At 71.8% G+C, this 21,401-nt stretch carries 19 protein-coding genes; 7 read left to right on the forward strand and 12 right to left on the reverse strand.

The window, feature by feature from the left end; genetic code table 11:
- Window positions 1–4 precede the first annotated feature (4 nt).
- The 3 genes from OG448_RS04860 to OG448_RS04870 all read right to left on the reverse strand — a co-directional run bounded on the left by OG448_RS04860 (window position 5) and on the right by OG448_RS04870 (window position 3,362).
- Complete coding sequence (locus OG448_RS04860) at window positions 5–418, reverse strand: hypothetical protein (protein WP_405551683.1); 414 nt, start codon at window positions 416–418, stop codon at window positions 5–7.
- Window positions 419–524: 106 nt separating this feature from the next.
- Window positions 525–1,352, reverse strand: coding sequence for an MOSC domain-containing protein (locus OG448_RS04865; RefSeq protein WP_405551684.1), 828 nt, complete (start codon window positions 1,350–1,352; stop codon window positions 525–527).
- Between the two features lie 81 nt (window positions 1,353–1,433).
- Entirely contained in the window at window positions 1,434–3,362 is a 1,929-nt protein-coding gene (locus OG448_RS04870; protein WP_405551685.1) for a Xaa-Pro dipeptidyl-peptidase, read from the reverse strand.
- A 173-nt stretch (window positions 3,363–3,535) separates the two neighbouring features.
- Here OG448_RS04870 and OG448_RS04875 point away from each other — a divergent pair, with 173 nt between their 5' ends.
- Window positions 3,536–5,026 (forward strand): M1 family metallopeptidase, encoded by a 1,491-nt coding sequence (locus OG448_RS04875; protein ID WP_405551686.1) that lies wholly within the window; start codon window positions 3,536–3,538, stop codon window positions 5,024–5,026.
- A gap of 12 nt (window positions 5,027–5,038) precedes the next feature.
- Here the strand turns inward: OG448_RS04875 and OG448_RS04880 are convergent, their stop codons facing one another.
- Genes OG448_RS04880 through OG448_RS04890 form a run of 3 tightly spaced genes read right to left on the reverse strand, consistent with a single transcriptional unit; the run spans window position 5,039 to window position 7,929 of the window.
- A complete protein-coding gene (locus OG448_RS04880) occupies window positions 5,039–5,935 on the reverse strand; it encodes a PfkB family carbohydrate kinase (RefSeq protein WP_405551687.1) in 897 nt (298 codons plus the stop codon).
- Entirely contained in the window at window positions 5,932–6,420 is a 489-nt protein-coding gene (locus OG448_RS04885) for a macro domain-containing protein (protein ID WP_405551688.1), read from the reverse strand. The genes OG448_RS04880 and OG448_RS04885 overlap by 4 nt, the downstream gene beginning before the upstream one ends.
- 42 nt (window positions 6,421–6,462) lie before the next feature.
- Window positions 6,463–7,929 (reverse strand): amino acid permease, encoded by a 1,467-nt coding sequence (locus OG448_RS04890; RefSeq protein WP_405551689.1) that lies wholly within the window; start codon window positions 7,927–7,929, stop codon window positions 6,463–6,465.
- Between the two features lie 207 nt (window positions 7,930–8,136).
- Between OG448_RS04890 and OG448_RS04895 the strand changes: the two genes are divergently transcribed.
- Complete coding sequence (locus OG448_RS04895) at window positions 8,137–8,871, forward strand: MerR family transcriptional regulator (protein WP_405551690.1); 735 nt, start codon at window positions 8,137–8,139, stop codon at window positions 8,869–8,871.
- Between the two features lie 113 nt (window positions 8,872–8,984).
- Here OG448_RS04895 and OG448_RS04900 read toward each other — a convergent pair whose 3' ends face one another.
- Window positions 8,985–9,899, reverse strand: a complete 915-nt coding sequence (locus OG448_RS04900) for a LysR family transcriptional regulator (RefSeq protein WP_405551691.1) — start codon at window positions 9,897–9,899, stop codon at window positions 8,985–8,987.
- A gap of 160 nt (window positions 9,900–10,059) precedes the next feature.
- Here OG448_RS04900 and OG448_RS04905 point away from each other — a divergent pair, with 160 nt between their 5' ends.
- Window positions 10,060–11,148, forward strand: coding sequence for an FAD-dependent oxidoreductase (locus tag OG448_RS04905; protein WP_405551692.1), 1,089 nt, complete (start codon window positions 10,060–10,062; stop codon window positions 11,146–11,148).
- Window positions 11,149–11,275: 127 nt separating this feature from the next.
- On the opposite strand, the gene OG448_RS04910 is transcribed toward OG448_RS04905, so the two are convergent.
- The 3 genes from OG448_RS04910 to OG448_RS04920 are packed head-to-tail and all read right to left on the reverse strand — an operon-like array spanning window position 11,276 to window position 15,856.
- On the reverse strand, window positions 11,276–13,450 hold the full coding sequence (locus tag OG448_RS04910) for a 3-hydroxyacyl-CoA dehydrogenase NAD-binding domain-containing protein (RefSeq protein ID WP_405551693.1): 2,175 nt from the start codon (window positions 13,448–13,450) through the stop codon (window positions 11,276–11,278).
- A 41-nt stretch (window positions 13,451–13,491) separates the two neighbouring features.
- A complete protein-coding gene (locus tag OG448_RS04915) occupies window positions 13,492–14,706 on the reverse strand; it encodes an acetyl-CoA C-acetyltransferase (protein WP_405551694.1) in 1,215 nt (404 codons plus the stop codon).
- 22 nt (window positions 14,707–14,728) lie between these two features.
- On the reverse strand, window positions 14,729–15,856 hold the full coding sequence (locus OG448_RS04920; RefSeq protein ID WP_405551695.1) for a CaiB/BaiF CoA transferase family protein: 1,128 nt from the start codon (window positions 15,854–15,856) through the stop codon (window positions 14,729–14,731).
- A 221-nt stretch (window positions 15,857–16,077) separates the two neighbouring features.
- Between OG448_RS04920 and OG448_RS04925 the strand changes: the two genes are divergently transcribed.
- Window positions 16,078–17,304 (forward strand): saccharopine dehydrogenase family protein, encoded by a 1,227-nt coding sequence (locus tag OG448_RS04925; RefSeq protein WP_405551696.1) that lies wholly within the window; start codon window positions 16,078–16,080, stop codon window positions 17,302–17,304.
- 6 nt (window positions 17,305–17,310) lie between these two features.
- Here OG448_RS04925 and OG448_RS04930 read toward each other — a convergent pair whose 3' ends face one another.
- On the reverse strand, window positions 17,311–18,006 hold the full coding sequence (locus OG448_RS04930; RefSeq protein WP_405558690.1) for an endonuclease V: 696 nt from the start codon (window positions 18,004–18,006) through the stop codon (window positions 17,311–17,313).
- Between the two features lie 43 nt (window positions 18,007–18,049).
- Between OG448_RS04930 and OG448_RS04935 the strand changes: the two genes are divergently transcribed.
- A complete protein-coding gene (locus tag OG448_RS04935; protein WP_405551697.1) occupies window positions 18,050–18,346 on the forward strand; it encodes a YciI family protein in 297 nt (98 codons plus the stop codon).
- A 12-nt stretch (window positions 18,347–18,358) separates the two neighbouring features.
- Here the strand turns inward: OG448_RS04935 and OG448_RS04940 are convergent, their stop codons facing one another.
- Window positions 18,359–18,688 carry a plasmid stabilization protein gene (locus tag OG448_RS04940; RefSeq protein ID WP_405551698.1) on the reverse strand — a complete coding sequence of 110 codons (330 nt, stop codon included), beginning with the start codon at window positions 18,686–18,688 and terminating at the stop codon, window positions 18,359–18,361.
- 207 nt (window positions 18,689–18,895) lie between these two features.
- Between OG448_RS04940 and OG448_RS04945 the strand changes: the two genes are divergently transcribed.
- Together OG448_RS04945 and OG448_RS04950 are read left to right on the forward strand one after the other, a co-directional pair.
- Window positions 18,896–19,312, forward strand: coding sequence for an SsgA family sporulation/cell division regulator (locus OG448_RS04945; RefSeq protein ID WP_391293282.1), 417 nt, complete (start codon window positions 18,896–18,898; stop codon window positions 19,310–19,312).
- Window positions 19,313–19,621: 309 nt separating this feature from the next.
- Complete coding sequence (locus OG448_RS04950) at window positions 19,622–21,247, forward strand: ABC-F family ATP-binding cassette domain-containing protein (RefSeq protein WP_405551699.1); 1,626 nt, start codon at window positions 19,622–19,624, stop codon at window positions 21,245–21,247.
- Window positions 21,248–21,401: the final 154 nt, after the last annotated feature.

The raw sequence follows: 21,401 nt of genomic DNA on the forward strand, positions 1-21,401 counted from the left end.
GATTTTAGTCGCGGGCCGACGCGCCCCGGACCGGTGCCACCAGCACCCCGCCGGAGGTGCGGGCCACGAGGTACGCCTCGCCCCTGCCCGCCCTCGGGTCGAGCGGCAGCCGGTGGTGCCCGGGGCCGAGCACGGCGTCCAGGACGGTACGGACATGGGTGCGGCGGAGCCGGTCGACGCGGTACGCGGTGAGGTGGACGCGGCCCGGCGCGGTCACGTCGATCTCGGCGGCGTACGGGGTGGCGGTCAGCGCGGTGAGGCGGCGGCGCTCTGCCGTGGCCCGGTCGAGGGCCTGCTGGAGCTGGGCGACGAGGATCGGGACGACCGGAGCGGGCGCGTCCACGAGGACGGTACCGGCGCGCGCGAACGCCTCGCGCTGGGCGGCCCGTTCGGCCTCCGGCACGTTGGGGCTGGTCAACGCGGCGCCGTAACAGGCGAGTTCCTCGGCGGGGACGGCAGTGGCGTCCGGGGGGATGTCGGCACCGATGCCGATACCGCGCAGGGCGGCCGCGAGCTGCAGCGGCTTACCTCTCCGACTCCCCCCACTCCCCGACGACCACCTCGTCCCCCACCGACACCTTGCCGGGCCGCAGCACGGCGAACTTCGCCCCGAAGACGACTCCCCCCTGAGCCGCGCGACGGTAGCCGGCGAGGGTGCGCAGGGGCTCGGGGCCCGAGCGGGCGGCGGTCTCCTGGTCGACCGTGGTGACTGCGCAGCGGACGGCGAGCTTGGTGTAACCGAGTTCGGCCGAGCCGAGGGTGAGGTGGTGGGCGCGGTCCTCGGTGTGCGGCTCGGGCCAGCCGTCGACGACGATGTTGGGGCGGAAGCGGTTCATCGGCAGCGGGTCCGCGCCGCGTTCCCCGAGCTTCTCGTTCAGCAGGTCGAGCGTGGCGCGGGAAAGGATGTGCACGGCGGAACTGTCGGCGTACCCGGAGGTGCCCGGTGTCCTGCCGTCGGTCACCCGCTCGTGGTCGGGCGGTACGCGGACCAGCCGGCTGGGCGCGCCGAGCATCGAGGACAGCCAGTCGGCCACCGTGTCGCCCTGGTCGATCCCCCGGTAGGCGACGCCGAACAGTTCGACGGGCCGCGCGGGACCGGACGCGTCGACGTCGATGGTCAGCGGCTCGAAGCCGTCCGTGTGGAGGGTGAGTCGAGTGCCGTCGTGGGTGACGCCCGGCCGGATCAAAGTCAGCCGGGGGTCGTGCCGCTGGGTACGGAACACGCCCTCCTCGCTCACGACCATGAAGCTGCGGTCGTGCGCGAGTCCGGCAGGCGTCAGCCGCGCCTGGTCGACGGGTACGCCGGCGCAGCCCTTGACGGGGTAGTACGTCAGCGCGGTGACGACAGGCATGAGCACTCCGACCGACCGATGAACTGGGCGAGGGTGCAATCGTCGCACCCTCGCCCGGGCCGGTGTCCACCTGTCCGCGTCTTAGCTGCAGCCGTCGCCGTGGCCCGTCAGGCAGCGCGGGGTGCCGACGACGGTGAAGGTGCGCTTGGCGGGCGGTGCGGTGGTCGCGCGGTCCAGCGCGGCCGGACCACCGGTGAGCGGGAGCCGGGCGGTGGTGCGGGCGAGGTCGAGGGTGAGGGTGGGGCGGGTGGCGGGCGGTTCGATGAGGTCCTTGTCGGTGCCCGCGACGACGAGGGCCAGCCGGTGGCCCTTGGGCACGACGTGGTCGGTGGCGGCGAGGTCCAGGGTCATCGTGTAGGCGCGGCCGGGGGTGAGCGGGACCCCCTTGGCGAGCGAGGCGTGGTGGCCGAGGTCGGCCCAGCCCCGGCTGACGACGGTGGCGCCCACGTCGGCCGTCTTCGCCGCGGTGGCCTTGAAGCAGGCACTGTCCCCGGCCGTGCTCTCACCGAAGCAGGTGCGCCCGGTGAGGGTGGTGATGCCTTCGCCGCCGTCGGCGTAGTCGCGGATGGTGTCCGGGCCGAGGTCGACCAGGACGGCGGACAGGTGGGCGCTGCTGGTGCTCGGGGTGGCGGTGACGGTCACCCGGGAGGAGCCGGCGATCCGCAGCGGGCCGGTGAGGGCCGGGGTGATGAAGGCGGCCTTGTCGGGCGTGGACCTGGTGAGGTCGGCCGCCCAGTCCGTCTCGCTCCGGCTCGGGTCGTCGGTGAAGGTCTCGGTGCCGGTGGCCCGGCCGAGGCCCAGGGTGCCGACGCCTGGCGTGGTGCCACGGGCCGGGTGGAACGTGGTGGTCCGGGTGTCGCGCGGGGGCCAGAGCGCGGAGGTGGTCCACTGGTCGGGGTGGCGCTCGATGTCGGCCATGGGCTCGCGGTCGATGCCGTTGTCGTAGCCGAGGAGTTCGTGGTCGAACCAGCGGTGCAGGGTGTCGACCCAGGCGCCGCGCCGGTAGTCGAAGGGGTCGACGTGGCCGGTCTGGGAGAGCCAGATCTTGCGCTCGACGCCGTGCTTCGCCAGCGCGTCCCACCACTGGCCGAAGTGCTTGGTGCGGACGTTGAGGTCCTGCATGCCGTGCACCAGGAACACGCTGGCGCGGACCTTCCCCGCGTCCTTCACGTAGTCCCGCTCGGTCCACAGCCGGGTCCAGTCGCCGGAGTCGGGGCTGCCGTCGGCGAGCTTCTTCTGAACGGCGGCGCAGTGGGCCTGTTCGCTCTCCACGTACCCGGCGAGTTCGTCGGGGCCGCCGTCGTAGAGCTGGGCGCCCTGGGCGAAGTAGTAGTCGTACCAGGAGGAGATGCCGCTGATCGGGACGATGGTCTTGAGGTTCCTGACGCCGGTGGCGGCGACACCGTTGGCGATGGTGGCGTCCCAGCTCTTGCCGATCATGCCGGTGGCGCCGTTGGTCCAGCTCGCCTTCACCCGCGTACCGCCCGTACGGCTGGTGTAGGCGCGGGCACGGCCGCCGAGCCAGTCCACGACGGCCTTGGCGGAGCCGATGTCGGAGCGGCCGCCGACGTCCACGCAACCGTCGCTGCGGTTGGTGCCGGCGAGGTCGACGCCGACGAACGCGTAGCCACGCGGAACGAAGAAGTTGTCGTAGAAAAGGGGCATCTGCACGACGTGACCTTGCGCGTCGTACGTCTTGAGCTGGCTCTCGTTGCCGCGTCCGCAGCAGGAGTAGTAGGGGCTGGCGTCCATGATGACGGGCACCTTGCGGCCCTGCCGGGCGGGTTCGGAGGGGCGGACGATGTCGGCGGCGACGCGGTCGGTGCGGCCGTCGCCGTCCTCGTCCAGGCCGGTGTCCACCCAGACGGACTCGCGGACGGCGTCGGCGTACGAGTAGACGGGCCTGCTCTCGCGCGGTGCCGCCTGGGCGGCGGTCGGGGCGAGGAGGACGGCCGTCAGCGCACCGACGGCCAGGACCGCGAGCGTTCTCCAGAGCGAGCGAATCGGCATGGGCGGACGCTACCCCCGTCAACACCCGTACAGAAGAGGGCCTTTCGGCGGTCACCGGGACGCGTGACGGCTGAATGGCGATCGTGTGACAGCAGGGGTCGTGGACACGCCAGAAGCGGCCGGGACTGAATAGGCTCCGAACAGACTTCCTGTCCAGAAGACTTGGAGCTGACGTGCACCGCAGAATCATCGCGCCGAGCGCACTGGCGGCGGCCTCCCTCCTGCTGGCGATCCCGGCATCGGCCGCGACGTCCGCCCCCGGCGCGCCGGGCATCGGCGATCCCTACTACCCGCAGTACGGCAACGGCGGTTACGACGTCTCGCACTACGATCTGAGACTCCAGTACCAGCCGAAGACGGACGAGCTCCAGGGCACGGCGACCATCCTGGCGAAGACCACGCAGGACCTGTCCAGCTTCGACCTGGACTTCCTGCTGGACGTGAGCGAGGTGCGGGTCAACGGCACCAAGGCCGCGTTCACCACGTCCGGCGAACACGAGTTGGTCGTCACCCCGAAGACCCCGCTGGCCAAGGGGACGCAGATCACCTTGGTCGTCCGCTACAGCGGGGTGCCCTCCACGAAGAGCGCGTACGGCTTCTCCACCTGGCACCGCACCCCGGACGGCGCCGTCGCGGCGGACGAGCCCGAGGCGGCCTGGTGGTGGTTCCCGAGCAACGACCACCCCAGCGACAAGGCCACCTACGACGTGTCGGTGGCGGTGCCGGACGGCACCCAGGCGATCTCCAACGGCACGCTGGCGTCGACCAGTTCGAAGCTCGGCTGGACCCGCTACAACTGGCGCCAGGACAAGCCGCAGGCGACCTATCTGGCCACCCTCGCGCTCGGCCGGTTCGACATCACCACCTCCACCTCCGAGGGCGGGGTGCCGGTCGTCAACGCGTACAGCAAGGACCTTGGCGCGAACGACGGGGCGGCGCGGGCGAGCGTGGAGCGCACCGGTGAGCTGGTGGACTGGCTGAGCGGCTATTTCGGGCCGTATCCGTTCTCCTCGGCGGGCGGTTACGTCCCCAACACCACCACCGGGTACGCGCTGGAGACGCAGACCCGCGTCTACTACAGCCCCAAGCAGTTCGCGGCCGGCTCCAACACCTCGGTGGTCGTGCACGAGCTGGCCCACCAGTGGTACGGCGACGACGTGTCGCTCAAGGGCTGGAAGGACATCTGGATCAACGAGGGCTTCGCCCGGTACGCGCAGTGGCTCTGGTCCGAGCACGAGGGCGAGGGCACCACGCGCGAGCTGGCGGACTACGTGTACGCCTCGCACCCGGCCGACGACCCGTTCTGGACCGTCAAGCCCGGCGACCCCGGCCCGGACGCCCAGTTCGACCTCGCGGTCTACGACCGGGGCGCGCTGGCCGTGCAGGCGCTGCGCGAGGAGATCGGCGACGACGCGTTCTTCGCCGTGCTGAAGGGCTGGCCGAAGAAGCACGCCTACGGCAACGCCTCGGTGGCCGACTTCCAGAAGTACGCCGAGCAGGTGTCCGGCAAGCCGCTGGCCGCGCTCTTCGACACCTGGCTGTTCCAGCCGTCGAAGCCGGACGCGCGGGGTTCGGCCCCATCGGCGAGGTCCCTCACGGCGAAGGCGGCTCAGCCGAAGTCGTGGAAGAAGATCGAGGCGACGAACGACGTGCACGCGCACTGAGCCCCGTCTGCCCTAGGCCGTGACGGCTCCCTCCCCGAGGAGGCCGTCACGGCCTATCGCGTCCGTGCGGGTGGCCGGGACGGTGCAGGCGTACGCGCCCGCGAGGGCGCCGTAGCGAGCGCAGCGCTCGGGGTCCGCCCCGGTGAGGCGACCGTAGAGGAAGGCGGCGGCGAAGGCGTCGCCCGCGCCGTTGGAGTCGACCACCGGGGCGGGCGGGGTCGCGGGCGGGACGTGGGTCAGCTCGCCGTCGGCCAGCAGATGGGCGCCCTCGGCGCCCGCCGTGGCGACGACGATCCGAGCCCGGCCGCGCTCGGCTGTCCGGCGCATGGTGCGCTCGGGATCGGTGAGGGCGGCGGCGGACAGGAAGACCACGTCGGCGGCGAGTGCGTAGGGCTCGTGGTACGGGTTCTCGCCGTCCCAGTCGTGCAAATCGGTGGAGAGCGGCACACCGGTCTCCCGGAGCAGGGGCAGGGCCTCGGCGCAGGGCTGGGTGATGGTCACGTGGACGTGCCGGGCGGCCGCCGCGAGGGGGCGCAGCACGTCCTCGGGGAAGCGGTCGCCGGACCGGGCGCGGCTGGTGTCGTACAGGGAGAGGCGGCGGCCGTCGGGGCCGACCAGGTTGACGGCGCGCTTGGTGCCGGCGGGCTGGGGCAGCGCGGTCAGGGCGATGCCGTGGTCCCGGTGCAGCGCCCGGACGAGGTCGCCCTCGGGGTCGTCGCCGATCAGGTCGAGGTGGTGAACGTCGAGGCCCAGCGCGGCCAGGCCCAGCGCGACGAAGTCGCCGGTCTGCCCGGCGCGGGTGTGCACCCCGGTGTCGATCGGATAGCTATCGGCGAAGGGCAGCGGCAGCTCGGGCACGCGGACGACGGTGTCCACCCCGGCACCGCCCAGCACGAGCACGTCCGTCATGCGCCCTCCCCGGGGTCGTAGACGGTCACGGGAATGCCCCGTCCCGTCAGCCGCCCGCTGACGAGCGGCTCCACGAACGGCCACTCGCCGCCCGCCAGGCCGCAGCCTATGCGGGGCATGTGCACGGAGGCACCGAGTTCGATCACTTGGTCGGCAAGCCGACCGAGCGCGGTGTCGATCGCCTCGTACCGCACCGGGACGCCCTTGCCGCGCCCCCGGACGGCGTGCTGGCCGATCATGTTGGCCACCCACAGGCGCGGCGCGACCTCGACGAGCTGGACGGCGCCCAGGCCGAAGTCGTTCGCCGCCCGGCCCCGGTACCAGGCCCGGTAGGCCGCCTCCGGCTCCGGCCAGCGCTCGGACAACGCGGAGACGAAGCCTCTCCCCCAGCCGCCGATGTCGTTGCGGACGTGGGCGATCACCTTGGGCCCCTCCGCACACGGAACGGTGGCGTCACCCCGGATGTAAACGATCTCCTCCGACATGACGCCACCGTAAGCGCTGCCACTGACAGTGGCCGTGACCTGCTACTTCGTGAGGTCGGTCAGCTCCCGCTCGGCGTTCGCGGTGACCCGGCGGCGGACGCCGAACCAGCCGGCGACCAGCAGGACCGCGATCAGCGGGATGAGGTACAGGGTGCGGCGGCCCACCTCGGGGTCGTTCCACATCATGCCGAGACAGACCAGCAGGAAGGCGATGGTGACGATCTCGGTGACCGGGCTGAACTTGAGCTGGAAGCGCGGCCGGGTGACCTGGCCCTCGCGGGCGCGGCGGACGAAGATCATGTGGCAGACCATGATGATCACCCAGGTGCTGATGATGCCGAGGGAGGCCACGTTCAGCACGATCTCGAACGCCTGGCTGGGCACGAGATAGTTCAGGCCGACGCCGAGCACGCAGACCGCGCAGGTCAGCAGGATGCCGCCGTAGGGGACCTGGCTGCGGTTCATCCGGGCGGTGAACTTCGGCGCGGAACCGGCCGTGGCCATGGAGCGCAGGATGCGGCCGGTGGAGTACAGGCCGGAGTTCAGGGAGGACATGGCGGCGGTGAGCACCACCAGGTTCATCACGTCGCCGGCCGCCGGGATGCCGACCTTGGACAGGACGGTCACGAACGGGCTCTGGTCGGCGGAGTACACCGAGCCGGGCAGCAGCAGGGCGAGCAGCACGACGGAGCCGACGTAGAAGATGCCGACGCGCCACATGATCGAGTTCACCGCACGCGGGACGACCTTCTCGGGCTCGGCGGTCTCACCGGCGGCCACACCGACCAGCTCGAGCGCGGCGTAGGCGAAGATCACGCCCTGCATCACGAGGACGACGGGCATCATGCCGTGCGGGAAGAGCCCGCCGTGGTCGGTGATGAGGTTCAGGCCGGGCTGGTGGCCGCCCACATCGTGCTGGGTGGCCAGCAGGAAGATGCCGATGAGCATGAAGCCCACCAGGGTGGCGACCTTGATGATCGCGAACCAGAACTCCATCTCACCGAAGATCTTCACCGAGATCAGGTTCACGGCGAGCACCACGGCCAGCGCGACGAGTGCCAGCACCCACTGCGGTATGGACGTGAACATGCTCCAGTAGTGCGTGTAGAGCGCGATCGCGGTGATGTCGGCGATGCCGGTGGTCGACCAGTTCAGGAAGTACATCCAGCCGGCGACATAGGCGCCCTTCTCGCCGAGGAACTCGCGCGCGTACGACACGAAGGACCCGGAGGACGGGCGGTACAGGACCAGCTCGCCCAGCGCCCGGACCACGAAGAAGGCGAAGACTCCGCAGACCAGGTAGGCCAGGGCGAGCGCGGGGCCCGCGTTGTGCAGGCGGCCGCCCGCTCCGAGGAACAGGCCGGTGCCGATGGCGCCGCCGATGGCGATCATGTTGACGTGGCGGGCCTTGAGGTCCTTGCTGTAACCGGCGTCGCCCGCGTCCGCGGGCGTCTGGGCCGCTTGCGTGGTGGCAGCGGCCGGGGCCGAGTCGACGGCGTCCTTGCTCACGGGTCGTTCCACTCTCTGGTACTCCCGGACCACGAGGGGCCGGTTCCTTACAGGGCGGCCCGCCCGCACGATCGTGTCGCGGTACAGACCAAGGCAGCAGCTTCCCAGAGGGATCACCCGATATGCGGTGGTCCACGTCACAGAGCGGCACTTCTCACATGACCTTCGCGGGTTTCACACTCCTGCTGCGACAGCGATACTGCTGCGATGACGACCGAGGCCGAGGACCCCACCCTCACCATCGACGAGCTGGCCGCGCGGTCCGGCGTCACCGTGCGTACGGTGCGTTTCTACGGCACCCGCGGTCTGCTCCCGCCCCCCGAGATAGGCCCCCGCCGGGTCGGCCGGTACGGCCGTGAGCACCTGGCCCGCCTCGGGCTGATCGAGGAGCTGCGCCTCCAGGGGATGACGCTGGCGGCGATCGAGCGGTACATCAGCCGGCTCCCGGCCGACCTCACCGCGCAGGACCTCGCGGTACACCGGGCGGTCGTCTCCTCCTGGGCCCCGGAGGCGGTGGAGACGGTCGGCCGCGCCGAACTGGACCGCCGCGCGGGGCGCCGCCTGACCGACGACGACGTACGGCGCCTGACGGCGATGGACGTCCTGGCACCCGCTGAGACGGAAGACGCCTACCGCGTCGACTCCGGCCTGCTGCGCCTCGCCGTACAGCTCCTGGACCTCCCCTTCTCCCAGGAGGTCATCCTCGCCGCCCGCACCACCCTCCTCGACCACTCCCGCGCCGCCGCCCGCGAACTCTCTTCCCTCCTCCGCGACGCGGTCCCCGAACACACCCCCCAGGACGTCCGCACCCTCTCCGCCCACATGCAGCCCTTGGTCATCCAGGCCCTCCTGACCACGTTCCAGCGGTCGCTCCGGCAGGAGGTGCGGGAGTGGCTGGGGGAGGACGAAACGCCTCCCAGCCCCGCCGACGAGCGCCGGTGACGAGGGCGGAACCGGCCGTCTCGGCACCAGGACCGAGGTGATCAGCCGCCGTCGAGGCCGCCCGCGGCCCCCACCGGCAAGACCAGGACGACGCGTTGATGATCTGCGGGACCTCAGGTCGCCGACGCCGACTCGCGCGCCATCACGGCGTGCACTCGCGTGCGCAGCCAGCGGTGTATCCCGTCGTTCGCGTTGCGCGGATGCCACGCCATACCGATGTCGGCGGCGGGGAGGGGGACCGGGATCGGGAATGTGGTGAGCTCCAGTGCCTCGACGGCCTGACGGCCGAGCACGGCCGGGCACATGCACACCAGTCCCGCTCGCTGCGCCAGATGGAGCGACTCGGCGAAGGTGGGCACGACCGCGACCACCCGCCTGCGGAGACCCAGCTCGGCGAGGTGTGCGTCGATGGGGCCGTACGCCCGGCCACTTCGGGAGATGGCGACGTGGTCGGCCGCCGCGAACTGCTCCGGCGTCACTTTCGGTGAAGTGCTCAGCGGGTGGCTGCGATGCACCGCGGCGACGAAGACGTCCGTCGCCAGTGCTTCGACCTCGATCTCGCGCTCGTGCCGGCTGACGTCGCCGATTTCGAGGTCGACCAGCCCCTCCCGAAGGGCGGGCACCGCCTCCATGCTCTCCGGGTGCAGCCGGATGGTGAGGCCCGGCGCCGAGTCCCGCAGGTCTTGGAGCAGCGCGGGTGTGAAGGTCATGGACAGCGCGTCGCTGATCTGGAGGTCGAAGGCCCGGACCGCGGTCGCGGGGTCGGCGTGTTGCGGAGGCTCGAAGAGGGCCCTGGCGCGTGCGGCGACCGTCCGGACCTCGCTGCTCAGTTCCAGCGCCCGCGTGGTGGGGACGAGGTGCCGTCCGGCACGGACGAAGAGCGGGTCCCCGAAGACACGTCGCAACCGTCCGAGAGTTCTGCTCATCGCCGGCGCGGAGATGTGCAGCCGTTCGGCCGCGCCGGTGACGCTGCCCTCGGCGAGCAGGGCGTCGAAGGCCCGGATCAGGTTCAGATCGACGTTGTCCATCCGCCGATTATCACAGGCGACAATGATCGCGGATAAATCATGCACTTGTCGATATCCATCGCGCCGTCCTAGCGTCGTTCGCGAGCGTCCCGCCGACCATCCCGCGTCGGCCGAGACAGGGGCCGCGAGAAATCCCACGCCGGCAGCAGGAGGACGACCCGTGCGCGTGATAGTGGCTGGAGGCGGAATCGTCGGACTCACCACGGCGATCGCTCTGCACAAGGCAGGCATCGACGCGGTGGTGTACGAGCAGGCTCCCGAGATCCGCGCGGCGGGTGCGGGGCTCGGGATATGGGCCAACGCCATGGCTGTCTTCGATGAACTCGGCATCGGTGAGCAGCTCAGGTCCATCGCCAAGCCGACCGAGATGTACTTCCGGGACCCGGCCGGGAAGTTCATCGATCCGCCCGGCTACTCGAAGGACGATCACCGCTACCTGTTGGTTCAGCGCCCCGAACTGAGCGCACTGCTCGCGAGGGCGGTGGGCAAGGACAACATTCGTCCGGGTTCCCGCCTCGTCGGCTATGCCGAGAGCGACGCAGGAGTGACGGTGCGCTTCGAGGACGGGCGCGCCGCCGACGCCGACCTCCTCGTGGGCGCCGATGGCGCGTACTCGGTCGTCCGGTCGCAACTCGTGCCGGGCAGCGACGCGATCGCGCACGAGGGACACCACGCTTGGCGCTCGGTCGTCACGCCACCCGAGGGCGTCACTGTCGACGGGAGCGTCATCGTGCTGGGCGAGCGACGTACTCGCGGCGGGTTCGTACGCACCGTCGACGGCACGGTGTACTGGCTGATCAACCAGTTCGGCTCCCCCACGCTCACGGGCTCACCCAAGGAACAGGCGCTCGGGCGAGCCGAGTTCCTGGACAGGACGGGCTGGAACCCGGCACTGCCCGCGCTCATCGAGTCCACCCCGGACGACAAGATCTTGTACAACCAGATCATGCTCGTCCCGCCGCTGTCGCGCTGGGTCTCGGACCGCGTGGCCCTCGTCGGCGACGCCGCGCACGCGCTGTCTCCGCACATCACCGCAGGCGCGTCCCTGGGGGTGGAAGACGCGCTGACGCTCGCCCGGCTGCTCGTCTCGGCCAAGGGGGTGCCCTCCGCGCTCGCCGCCTATGAGCGGGACCGGCTGCCGCGATACGCCAAGGTCAACGAGTTGTCCAAAAGGGTGGAGGACTCCGCGACTCCGGAAGAGTTCGCCACGAACTACGTGGCCTTCAGCCACTGGATGCTCACTCGATGAGCCCTTCGCACTCCGGAAGCCCACGGTTCGGCGAAGCGCCGACCGCCCGTCGTGAGGTCCGGATCAGACGCGGGGCGCGTCCCGGAGGAGGGCCAAGCCCCCCGGAGCGCACCCCGCGTACGCATCGTCAGCCGGCGTCCGTGAAGGTCTCCCCCCGCTCCGCCTTCTCCACCAGCAGCGCCGGCGGGGCGAAGCGGTCGCCGTAACGGTCCGCCAGCTCGCGGGCCCGTGCCACGAAGCCCGGCAGGCCGCCCTCGTAGCCGTTGATGTACTGGAGGACGCCGCCGGTCCAGCCGGGGAAGCCGATGCCGAGGATGGAGCCGATGTTGGCGTCGGCGACGGAGGTGAGGACGCCCTCCTCCAGGAGGCGGACGGTGTCGAGGGCCTCGGCGAAGAGCATGCGTTCCTGCATGTCCTCGAACGGGATCTCGTGGCCCGGCTTGGTGAAGTGCTCGCGCAGGCCCGGCCAGAGGGTGGTGCGCTTGCCGTCCTCGTAGTCGTAGAAGCCGCCGCCGCCGCTGCGGCCGGGGCGGTCGAACTCGTCGACCAGGCGGTCCACGACCTCGTCGGCGGGGTGCGGGGTCCAGGTGCCGCCCGCCTCCTCCACGGCCCGCCGGGTCTCCGCGCGGATCTTGCGCGGGAGGGTCAGGGTCAGCTCGTCCATCAGGGAGAGGACCTTGGCCGGGTAGCCCGCCTGGGCCGCCGCCTGCTCGACCGACGCCGGCTCGATGCCCTCGCCGACCATGGCGACGCCCTCGTTGATGAAGTGGCCGATCACCCGCGAGGTGAAGAAGCCGCGCGAGTCGTTGACCACGATCGGCGTCTTGTTGATCTGCCGGACCAGGTCGAAGGCGCGGGCCAGCGCCTCGTCCCCGGTGCGCTCGCCCTTGATGATCTCGACCAGCGGCATCTTGTCGACCGGCGAGAAGAAGTGCAGCCCGATGAAGTCGCCCTGCCGCTCGACGCCCTCGGCCAGCGCGGTGATGGGCAGCGTGGAGGTGTTGGAGCAGAGCAGCGCGTCGGGCTCGACGACGGACTGGATCTCCTGGAACACCTTGTGCTTGAGCGCGGTGTCCTCGAAGACCGCCTCGATCACCGTGTCGCAGCCCGCGAGGTCGGCCGCGTCGGCGGCCGGGGTGATCCGGGCCAGCAGGGCGTCGGCCTTCTCCTGGCTGGTGCGGCCCTTGGCGACGGCCTTGGCGCACAGCTTCTCGGAGTAGCCCTTGCCCTTGGCGGCCGCCTCCAGCGAGACGTCCTTGAGGACGACCTCGATACCCGCGCGGGCACAGGAGTAGGCGATGCCCGCGCCCATCATGCCCGCGCCGAGCACGGCCACCTTGCGGACCTTGCGGGGCTCGATGCCCTTCGGGCGGCTGACGCCGGAGTTGACGGCCTGGAGATCGAAGAAGAACGCCTGGATCATGTTCTTCGCGGTCTGCCCGGCGGCCAGTTCCACGAAGTAGCGGGCCTCGATGACCTGCGCGGTCTCGAAGTCGACCTGGGCGCCCTCGACGGCGGCGGCGAGGATGTTGCGCGGCGCCGGGTAGGGCGCGCCGTTGGTCTGCTTGCGCAGGGAGGCCGGGAAGGCCGGCAGGTTGGCGGCGAACTTCGGGTTGGCCGGGGTGCCGCCGGGGATCTTGTAGCCGGGCTTGTCCCAGGGCTGCTGCGACTGGGGGTTGGCGTCGATGAAGGCGCGGGCCCGGGCGGTCAGCTCCTCCGGCGTCTCCACCACCTCGTGGACGAGCCCGTTGTCGAGGGCGCGGCGCGGGTTGTACTGGGTGCCCTGGAGCAGCACCTTCAGCAGCGCGTCGGTGATGCCGAGCAGCCGGACGGTACGGGCGACGCCGCCACCGCCGGGGAGCAGGCCGAGGGTCACCTCGGGGCAGCCGATGCGGGAGCCGGGGGCGTCGAGGGCGACCCGGTGGTGGCAGGCGAGGGCGATCTCGAAGCCGCCGCCGAGGGCCGCGCCGTTGATGGCGGCGACCACGGGCACGCCGAGGGTCTCGATCCGGCGCAGGTTCCGCTTGATGGCGAGGCCGCCGTCGAAGAGGTCCTGGGCGGTCTCGGGGGTGACCCGGATCAGGTCGCGCAGGTCGCCGCCCGCGAAGAAGGTCTTCTTGGCGGAGGTGAAGATGATGCCCCGGATCGACTCCTTCTCGGCCTCCAGCCGGTCGGTGATCGCGGCGAGGGAGTCGCGGAACGCCTGGTTCATGGTGTTCGCGGACTGGCCGGGGTCGTCGAGGACGAGGGTGACGACACCGGTGTCGTCCTGTTCCCAGCGGATGGTGGTGCTCTCGGTCATGACAGTCGTCTCCGTAGAAGTCGCTTGGTTCCGCTGGGAGTTCAGACGCGTTCGATGATCGTGGCGATGCCCATGCCGCCGCCGACGCACAGGGTGGCCAGGCCGTAGCGCTTGTCCTGGCGTTCCAGTTCGTCCACGAGGGTGCCGAGGATCATCGCGCCGGTGGCGCCGAGGGGGTGGCCCAGCGCGATCGCGCCGCCGTTGACGTTGACCTTGTCCAGGGACAGGCCCATGTCCTTGACGAAGCGCAGGACGACGGCGGCGAACGCCTCGTTGATCTCGACCAGGTCGATGTCGTCGATGGTCAGCCCGGCCTTGGCGAGCGCCTTGCGGGTGGCGGGGGCGGGGCCGGTGAGCATGATGGTGGGCTCGGAGCCGGAGACGGCGGCGGAGACGATCCGGGCGCGGGGGGTGAGCCCGTACCGCTCCCCCACCTCGCGGGAGCCGATGGCGACCAGGGAGGCGCCGTCGACGATGCCGGAGGAGTTGCCCGCGTGGTGGACGTGGTCGATCTTCTCCACCCAGTGGTACTTCTGCAGCGCGACCGCGTCGAACCCGCCCAGCTCGCCGATGTCGGCGAAGGACGGCTTGAGACCGGCGAGGGAGTCGGCGGTGGTGCCGGGGCGGGGGTGCTCGTCGTGGTCGAGGACGGTCAGGCCCGCGCGGTCCTTGACCGGGACCACCGAGCGCTCGAAGCGGCCCTCCTTCCAGGCGTTGGCGGCGCGCTCCTGGGACAGCGCCGCGTACTCGTCGACGTCGCGGCGGCTGAAGCCCTCGATGGTGGCGATGAGGTCGGCGCCGATGCCCTGCGGGACGAAGTTGGTGGCGAGGTTGGTCATCGGGTCGTTGAACCAGGCGCCGCCGTCCGAGGCCATCGGCACGCGGGACATCGACTCGACCCCGCCCGCCAGCACCAGGTCCTCCCAGCCGGAGCGGACCTTGGCGGCGGCCGTGTTGACGGCCTCCAGGCCCGAGGCGCAGAAGCGGTTCTCCTGGACGCCCGCCACGGTGTCCGGCAGCCCGGCGGCGACGGCGGCGATCCGGGCGATGTCAGAGCCCTGGTCGCCCACGGGGCCGACGACGCCGAGCACGATGTCGTCGATGGCGGCCGGGTCCAGACCGGGGAAGCGGGCGCGGATCTCGTGGATCAGGCCGACGACCAGGTCGACCGGCTTGGTGCCGTGCAGCGCGCCGTTGGCCTTGCCTCGGCCGCGCGGGGTGCGGATCGCGTCGTACACAAACGCTTCGGTGGTCACTGGTGTGCCTTTCGGGAGGGTGTCAGCCGGTGGCTTGCGGGAGGTCCCAGTCGCGGGCCACGTCCTCGGCGCCGGTGCCGGGCAGGGCGGGGCCGGTGCGGACGCGGGTGGGGGTGGCGGAGAAGCGCGGGGCGGGGGCGGGCTGGACCAGCCCGTCGTGCTCGGTGAAGGTGGCGCGGGCGGCCAGGTGGGGATGGTTGGGGGCCTCGCGCAGGCTCAGTACGGGGGCCACGCAGGCGTCGGTGCCCTCGAAGAGGTCCGTCCACTCGGCGCGGGTACCGGACTTGAAGCGGGCGGCCACTCGCTCGCGCAGCTCGGGCCAGCGGGCCGGGTCATGGTGGGCGTCGGCCAGGTTGTCGAGGTCGAGGAGGCGAAGGAACTCGGCGTAGAACCGGGGTTCCAGGGCGCCGACCGCCATGTACCGGCCGTCGGCGGTCTCGTAGGTGCCGTAGTACGGACAGCCGCCGTCCAGGAGGTTGGCGGCACGGCGGTCCTGCCAGGCGCCCGCGGCGAGCATGCCGTGGATCATGGCGGAGAGGTGGGCGGTGCCGTCCACGATGGCGGCGTCCACCACCTGGCCGGTGCCGGTGGCGCGGGCGTGGTGCAGGGCGGCGAGGACGCCGACGACGAGGTAGAGGGAGCCGCCCGCGTAGTCCCCGAGGAGGTTGGCGGGCAGCGCCGGGGGTTCGCCGGGGCGGCCGATCATGCCGAGGGTGCCGGTGACGGCGATGTAGGAGGCGTCGTGCCCCGCGCGGTCGGCGAGCGGGCCGTCCTGGCCCCAGCCGGTCATCCGGCCGTAGACCAGGCGGGGGTTGCGGGCGTGACACTCGGCGGGCCCGACGCCGAGGCGCTCGGCGACGCCGGGGCGGTAGCCCTCGATCAGGACGTCGGCGCGCTCGGCGAGGTCGAGCACGCGCGCGGCGCCGTCCGGGCCCTTGAGGTCGACGACGACGGAGCGCTTGTTGCGGTTGGTGACGTCGCGCGCGGGGTCGATGCCGAGGCCGGGGCCGTCGGGGCGGTCCACCCGGACCACGTCGGCACCCAGGTCGGCCAGGAGCATCGCGGCGAAGGGGCCGGGGCCGATCCCGGCCAGCTCGACCACCCGCACCCCGCTGAGCGGGCCCTGCCCCGGCGTCGTTGCCGTCGTCATGCCGTCATGCCCCCAAGCGCGTATGACACAAACGATGTAACACCGGTGATGCTAGGAACACCGTCCACCCGGCACAAGACCTGAACGAGCGGGCGCTTAGCGAAGTGCCCCGGTGCGCCCCGATTCCCCGGGCACACCGCACGGGGCGCCCGCCGGGCCCCGTACCGCTCACGCTAGCCTCGGCCCCCGACAGTCGCGCGGGCTGCACGGCAAGGAGTGTCATGAGCAGGCTGAAATCGACCGACCGTCCCTACGACATCGTGCTGTTCGGCGCCACCGGCTTCGTCGGCACGCTGACGGCGGAGTATCTGGCCGCGCACGCTCCCCAGGACCTGCGCTGGGCCGTCGCGGGCCGGGACCCCGGCAAGCTGGAGGCGCTGCGCGAGAGGCTGCCCGGCGGCTCGGCCATCGGAGTGCTCCGGGCCGACGTGAGCGAGCCCGCCTCCCTGCGGGCGCTCGCGGGACAGGCCCGTGTGGTGGCCTCGACCGTCGGCCCGTACATCACCTATGGCGAGGAACTGGTCGCCGCCTGCGCCGACAGCGGCACGGACTACCTCGACCTCACCGGCGAGCCCGAGTTCGTGGACCTGATGTTCGTACGCCACGACGCCCGCGCCCGCGAGACCGGCGCCCGGCTGGTGCACGCCTGCGGTTTCGACTCCGTACCGCACGACCTGGGCGCCTACTTCACGGTGCGGCAGCTTCCCGAGGGGGTGCCGCTGCGGGTGGACGGGTTCGTCACGGCGGACGCGAGCTTCTCCGGGGGCACCCTCGCCTCGGCGCTGAACCAGTTCGCGCGGGCCGGGAGCATGTGGGCGGCGGCCCGTGACCGGGCCCGGCACGAGCCGCGCCTGATGGGCCGCCGGGTCTCCGCCCCCACGGGCGCGCCCCGGTTCGCCGGGGAGGTCGGCGCCTGGGCGCTGCCGCTGCCCACCATCGACCCGCAGATCGTGCGCCGCTCCGCCAAGTCCCTGGACCGCTACGGCCCCGACTTCCGCTACCGCCACTACGCGGCGGTCGAGCACCTCCCGGTCGCGGCGGCGGGGCTCGCGGGCGTGGGCGTCCTCGCGGTGGCGGCCCAGCTCTCCCCCGTACGCGCCTGGCTCTCCGGCCGGCTCCAGCCCGGCGAGGGCCCCGACGCCGAGAAGCGCGCCCGGAGCTGGTTCCGGGTCCGTTTCGTCGGCGAGGGCGGCGGCCGGCGCGTCTTCACCGAGGTCACGGGCGGCGACCCGGGCTACGGGGAGACCGCGAAGATGTTCGCGGAGGCGGCCCTGTCCCTGGCGACGGACACCCTCCCGGACCGCTCGGGCCAGCTCACCCCGGCGACCGCGATGGGCGACGCGCTGCTGGAGCGGCTCAGGGCGGCGGGGATCGGGTTCCGGGTGGTGGCCGAGCGGGGCGTTTCAGGGGGCGCCGCTGTGCCAGGACCCGCGGCGCCGGCGGGCTGAGGGCCCCTACTCCGCCGCCGCCTCCCGCAGCGCCCACCGGCACAGCGCGTCCGCCCTGCGCGTCGTCTCCGGGAGGCGGTACCGCGGGGTCAGCGCGAGTGTGTGTGCGACAGCGTTCCCCAGAGACACCCGGTGTCCCACCGAGACGTACACCGGCTTGACCTCGCTCCGGGTGCGCAGGGCGGTACCCACCTCCTCGCCGTCCTCCGCGAGGAGAGGGGCGGTGCTGCCGCGTTCCGGGGCGAGGGTGGGGTGGGTGAAGGTGAAGGGGTTCTTGGCGACGCCCATCGTGGGGAGGCCGGTCAGGACGCCGAGGTGGCTGGCGAGGCCGAAGCGGCGGGGGTGGGCGAGGCCGTAGCCGTCGCACACGACGAGACCGGGCGGGCAGGGCAGCGCCTCCAGGGCCGCGCGCACGGCCGGCAGTTCGCGGAAGGCGAGCAGCCCGGGGACGTACGGGAAGGCGACCCGGCCCACGGCTGTCGCCTCGGCGACTACGGCGAGGGTGGCCGCGTCCAGGACCACGGCCGCCGCCGCGACCAGGTCGCGTTCGTCGTCGTAGGCCACGTCCACGCCGGTGACATGGCCGGTGCGGGGCGGCGGACCGGGCTCCTCGCGTACGACACGGCCGCGCAGCGCGTCCTGTACGGCGCGGGCCTCCTGCTCGTCGGCGGGCCAGTCGGCGGGAATCGGTGCGGTGATCATGGTGGCCACGACGATACGGGGCGCCGGGGGTAGGCTCGCGATCATGTTCGTACTGGAGCTGACGTACACCGCCCCGCTCGACGCCGTCGACGCCGCCCTGACCGCTCATGTGGCCTGGCTGGACGAGCAGTACGACAAGGGGCTGTTCCTCGCCTCCGGCCGCAAGAACCCCCGCGACGGCGGGGTGATCCTGGCCGTCGCGGACAGCCGGACGGAGATCGAGGCGGTCGTCGCGGAGGACCCGTTCGTCACGGCCGGGGTGTGCGAGTACCGCGTCACCGAGTTCACCGCCACGAAGACGGCGCCCGAACTGACGCGGTACCGGCAGAGCGCGGGCTGAGCCCGCCTCGGCTCACTTCTTCTTGTCCAGCGCGCGCTGGAGCTGCTCCTTGTTCATGTCGGAGCGGCCGTGGATGTTGCGCTGCTTGGCCTCGTTGTAGAGCTGGTCGTACGTCGGGCCCTGCGAGCCCGTGCCGGAGCGCCGGCCGCCGCGCTCCCCGGAGGACATGTCCTGCGTCGAGGTACGGCTGGCGGTCTTGGACTCACCGGTGCGGGCGCGCTCCTTGTTGACCGTGCGCGCGGCGATCTCCTCGGCGCGGTCCTCGCTCGCCCCCTGGTCCAGCTCGCTCTCCTTGATGTGCTCGTACTGCCGCTCACGCTTGGGGCTGGAACCGGCTGGCATGGTCGCTCCCTTCGTCGCCCTGCGGGCCTTCGCAGGCTGTCCGGTAGGGAGGCGAGTACCCGGATTCGGCCCCGTTTCGCACCCCGGAATCGTGACCGAGGTCACTCCGGCCGGGTGTGCACGGAACGGAGGCTTCCGTCGTCTCTCCCGGTGTCGGGCCGCGACCCGCGCAGGAGCAGTGTCCAGCCGTCCGAGGGAGCACAGGCTTTGTCCACCGTGATCGAGGCAATCGTGGAGGCGCGTCTGGTCGCCGCCGCGCCCCGCATGCCGAGCATTCCCGCCGCACTGCACTACGACCGGCGCGACCCCTACGCCGTCCGGATGACCTTCCCCGCCCCGGCCACCCTGGCGGGCGTGGAGGTGTGCTGGACCTTCTCCCGCGAGCTGCTGTCCGCCGGGCTGCACGAGCCGCAGGGCGACGGGGACGTACGGGTGCGGCCGTACGGCTACGACCGGACGGTGCTGGAGTTCCACGCGCCGGAGGGCACCGCCGTGGTGCATGTGCGCTCCGGGGAGATCCGGCGCTTTCTGCGGGCGGCCGGCGAGCTGGTCCCGGTGGGCCTGGAGCACCTGCAGCTCGACCTCGACCAGGGGCTGGCCGAGCTGATGCGGGACTCCGGCTGACCGGTGCCGCGTTAATCGCGTTGACAGGCTTCACAGCCGTTCGTAGCGTGTACAGCGGTTCTGTTGCCGTCGATAGGAGAAGGACGTTGCTCGTCTGAGGTCATGAGACATCGCGTTCACACCGGTGAGGTGTGCGTGGCGTTCGACCTCGGCGTACGAGCCGTCCCTCAGGCACAGGCCCTTTTTCTCGGCTCCGGCACTGCCGGGCCAGTTCCCCTCGGGCCCAGCGCCTCCAGGCTTCCGGTTTCCGCCCCGCGGTGTCTCGTCAGTCCCCCGACCAGACCGCACCCCGGCACCCGTGAGGCCCATATGTCATCACCCGCGACTTCTCTCTCCGCCACCTCCCTGACCTTCGCCTGGCCGGACGGCACCCCCGTCCTGGACGGCCTCGACATCTCCTTCGGCCCCGGCCGCACCGGGCTGGTCGGCGCCAACGGCTCGGGCAAGTCCACCCTGCTGAAACTGCTCTCCGGCGCACTCGTCCCGACCGACGGCACGATCAGGGTGTCCGGCGAGATCGGCCTGCTCCCGCAGAACGTCACCCTGGACACCGCCCTCCGCGTCGACCAGGCCCTCGGCATCGCCGCCAAGCGGGCCGCGCTGCACGCCATCGAGGCGGGCGACGCCTCGGAGGAGCACTTCGAGACCCTCGACGAGGACTGGGACGTGGAGGAACGCGCCCTGGTCACCCTGGGCGAACTCGGCCTCGGCCACATCGGCCTGGACCGTACGGTCGGCGAGGTCTCCGGCGGCGAGTCGGTGCTGCTCCGGCTGGCCGCGCTGCTGCTGCGCCGCCCCGACGTACTGCTGCTGGACGAGCCCACCAACAACCTCGACCTGTACGCCCGCCGCCGGCTGTACGCGGCCGTGGCGGGCTGGCCCGGCGTCCTCGTCGTGGTCAGCCACGACCGTGAACTCCTGGACATGGTGGACCAGATCGCGGACCTCCGCGCCGGCGAGGTCGCCTGGTACGGCGGCAACTACTCCGCCTACGAGGAGGCCCTCGCCGTCGAACAGGAGGCGGCCGAGCGGACGGTGCGGGCGGCGGAGGCCGACGTCCGCAAGCAGCGCCGGGAACTCACCGACGCCCATATGAAGCTGGCCCGCCGCAAGCGGTACGGCCAGAAGATGTACGACTCCAAGCGCGAGCCGAAGATCGTGATGGGTGCCCGCAAACGCGCCGCCCAGGAGTCCGCGGGCAAGCACCGCATCATGCACGAGGAACGGCTCGCGGAGGCCCGGGAGCGGCTGGACGAGGCGGTGGAGGCGGTCCGGGACGACGACGAGATCCGCGTCGACCTGCCGTACACCGCCGTGCCGCCGGGGCGGCAGGTGCTCACGCTGGAGAAGCTTCGGACGGTCCACGGGCCACGCGTGGAGGGCCTGCTCGACCTGCGGGGCCCGGAGCGGATCGCGCTCGTCGGGCGCAACGGGGCCGGGAAGACGACCCTGTTGCGGACCATCGCCGGGGAGCTGCCCCCGGTGGCCGGGCTGGCCGAGGTCCATGTGCCGCTGCGCTTCCTGCCCCAGCGGCTGGACGTGCTGGACGACGGGGCGACGGTCGCGGAGAACGTGGCCCGGTTCGCACCGGGCGCCACCCCCAACCGGGTCCGCGCCCGCCTGGCCCGCTTCCTGTTCCGGGGCAAGCGGGCCGACCAGGTGGCCGGCACCCTCTCCGGCGGCGAACGCTTCCGGGCGGCGCTCGCCGCGCTGCTGCTGGCCGAACCCGCTCCCCAACTGCTGCTGTTGGACGAGCCGACCAACAACCTGGACATGGCGAGCGTGCGCCAGTTGACCTCGGCGCTGGAGTCGTACGAGGGCGCGCTGATCGTCGCCGGGCACGACCTGCCGTTCCTGGACTCCATCGGCATCACCCGCTGGCTGCTGGTGGCCGACGGGGAGTTGCGGGACGCCACGCGGGAGGAGATCGGCTGAACCAGCGGCGTACGGCCGGGTGAGCGGTCCTTACGCCCGCCTTAACCTACGGCTTCGTAACCTACGGACACGTAGGCTACGAAGCCGTAGGTTCATGACACCGCCACCTTGGGTGGTTATGTCGATGAATCGTCCTTTTCTGCTCGGCCGTTTT

The organism is Streptomyces sp. NBC_01171, from assembly GCF_045039805.1.
Classification (GTDB): Bacteria; Actinomycetota; Actinomycetes; order Streptomycetales; family Streptomycetaceae; genus Streptomyces.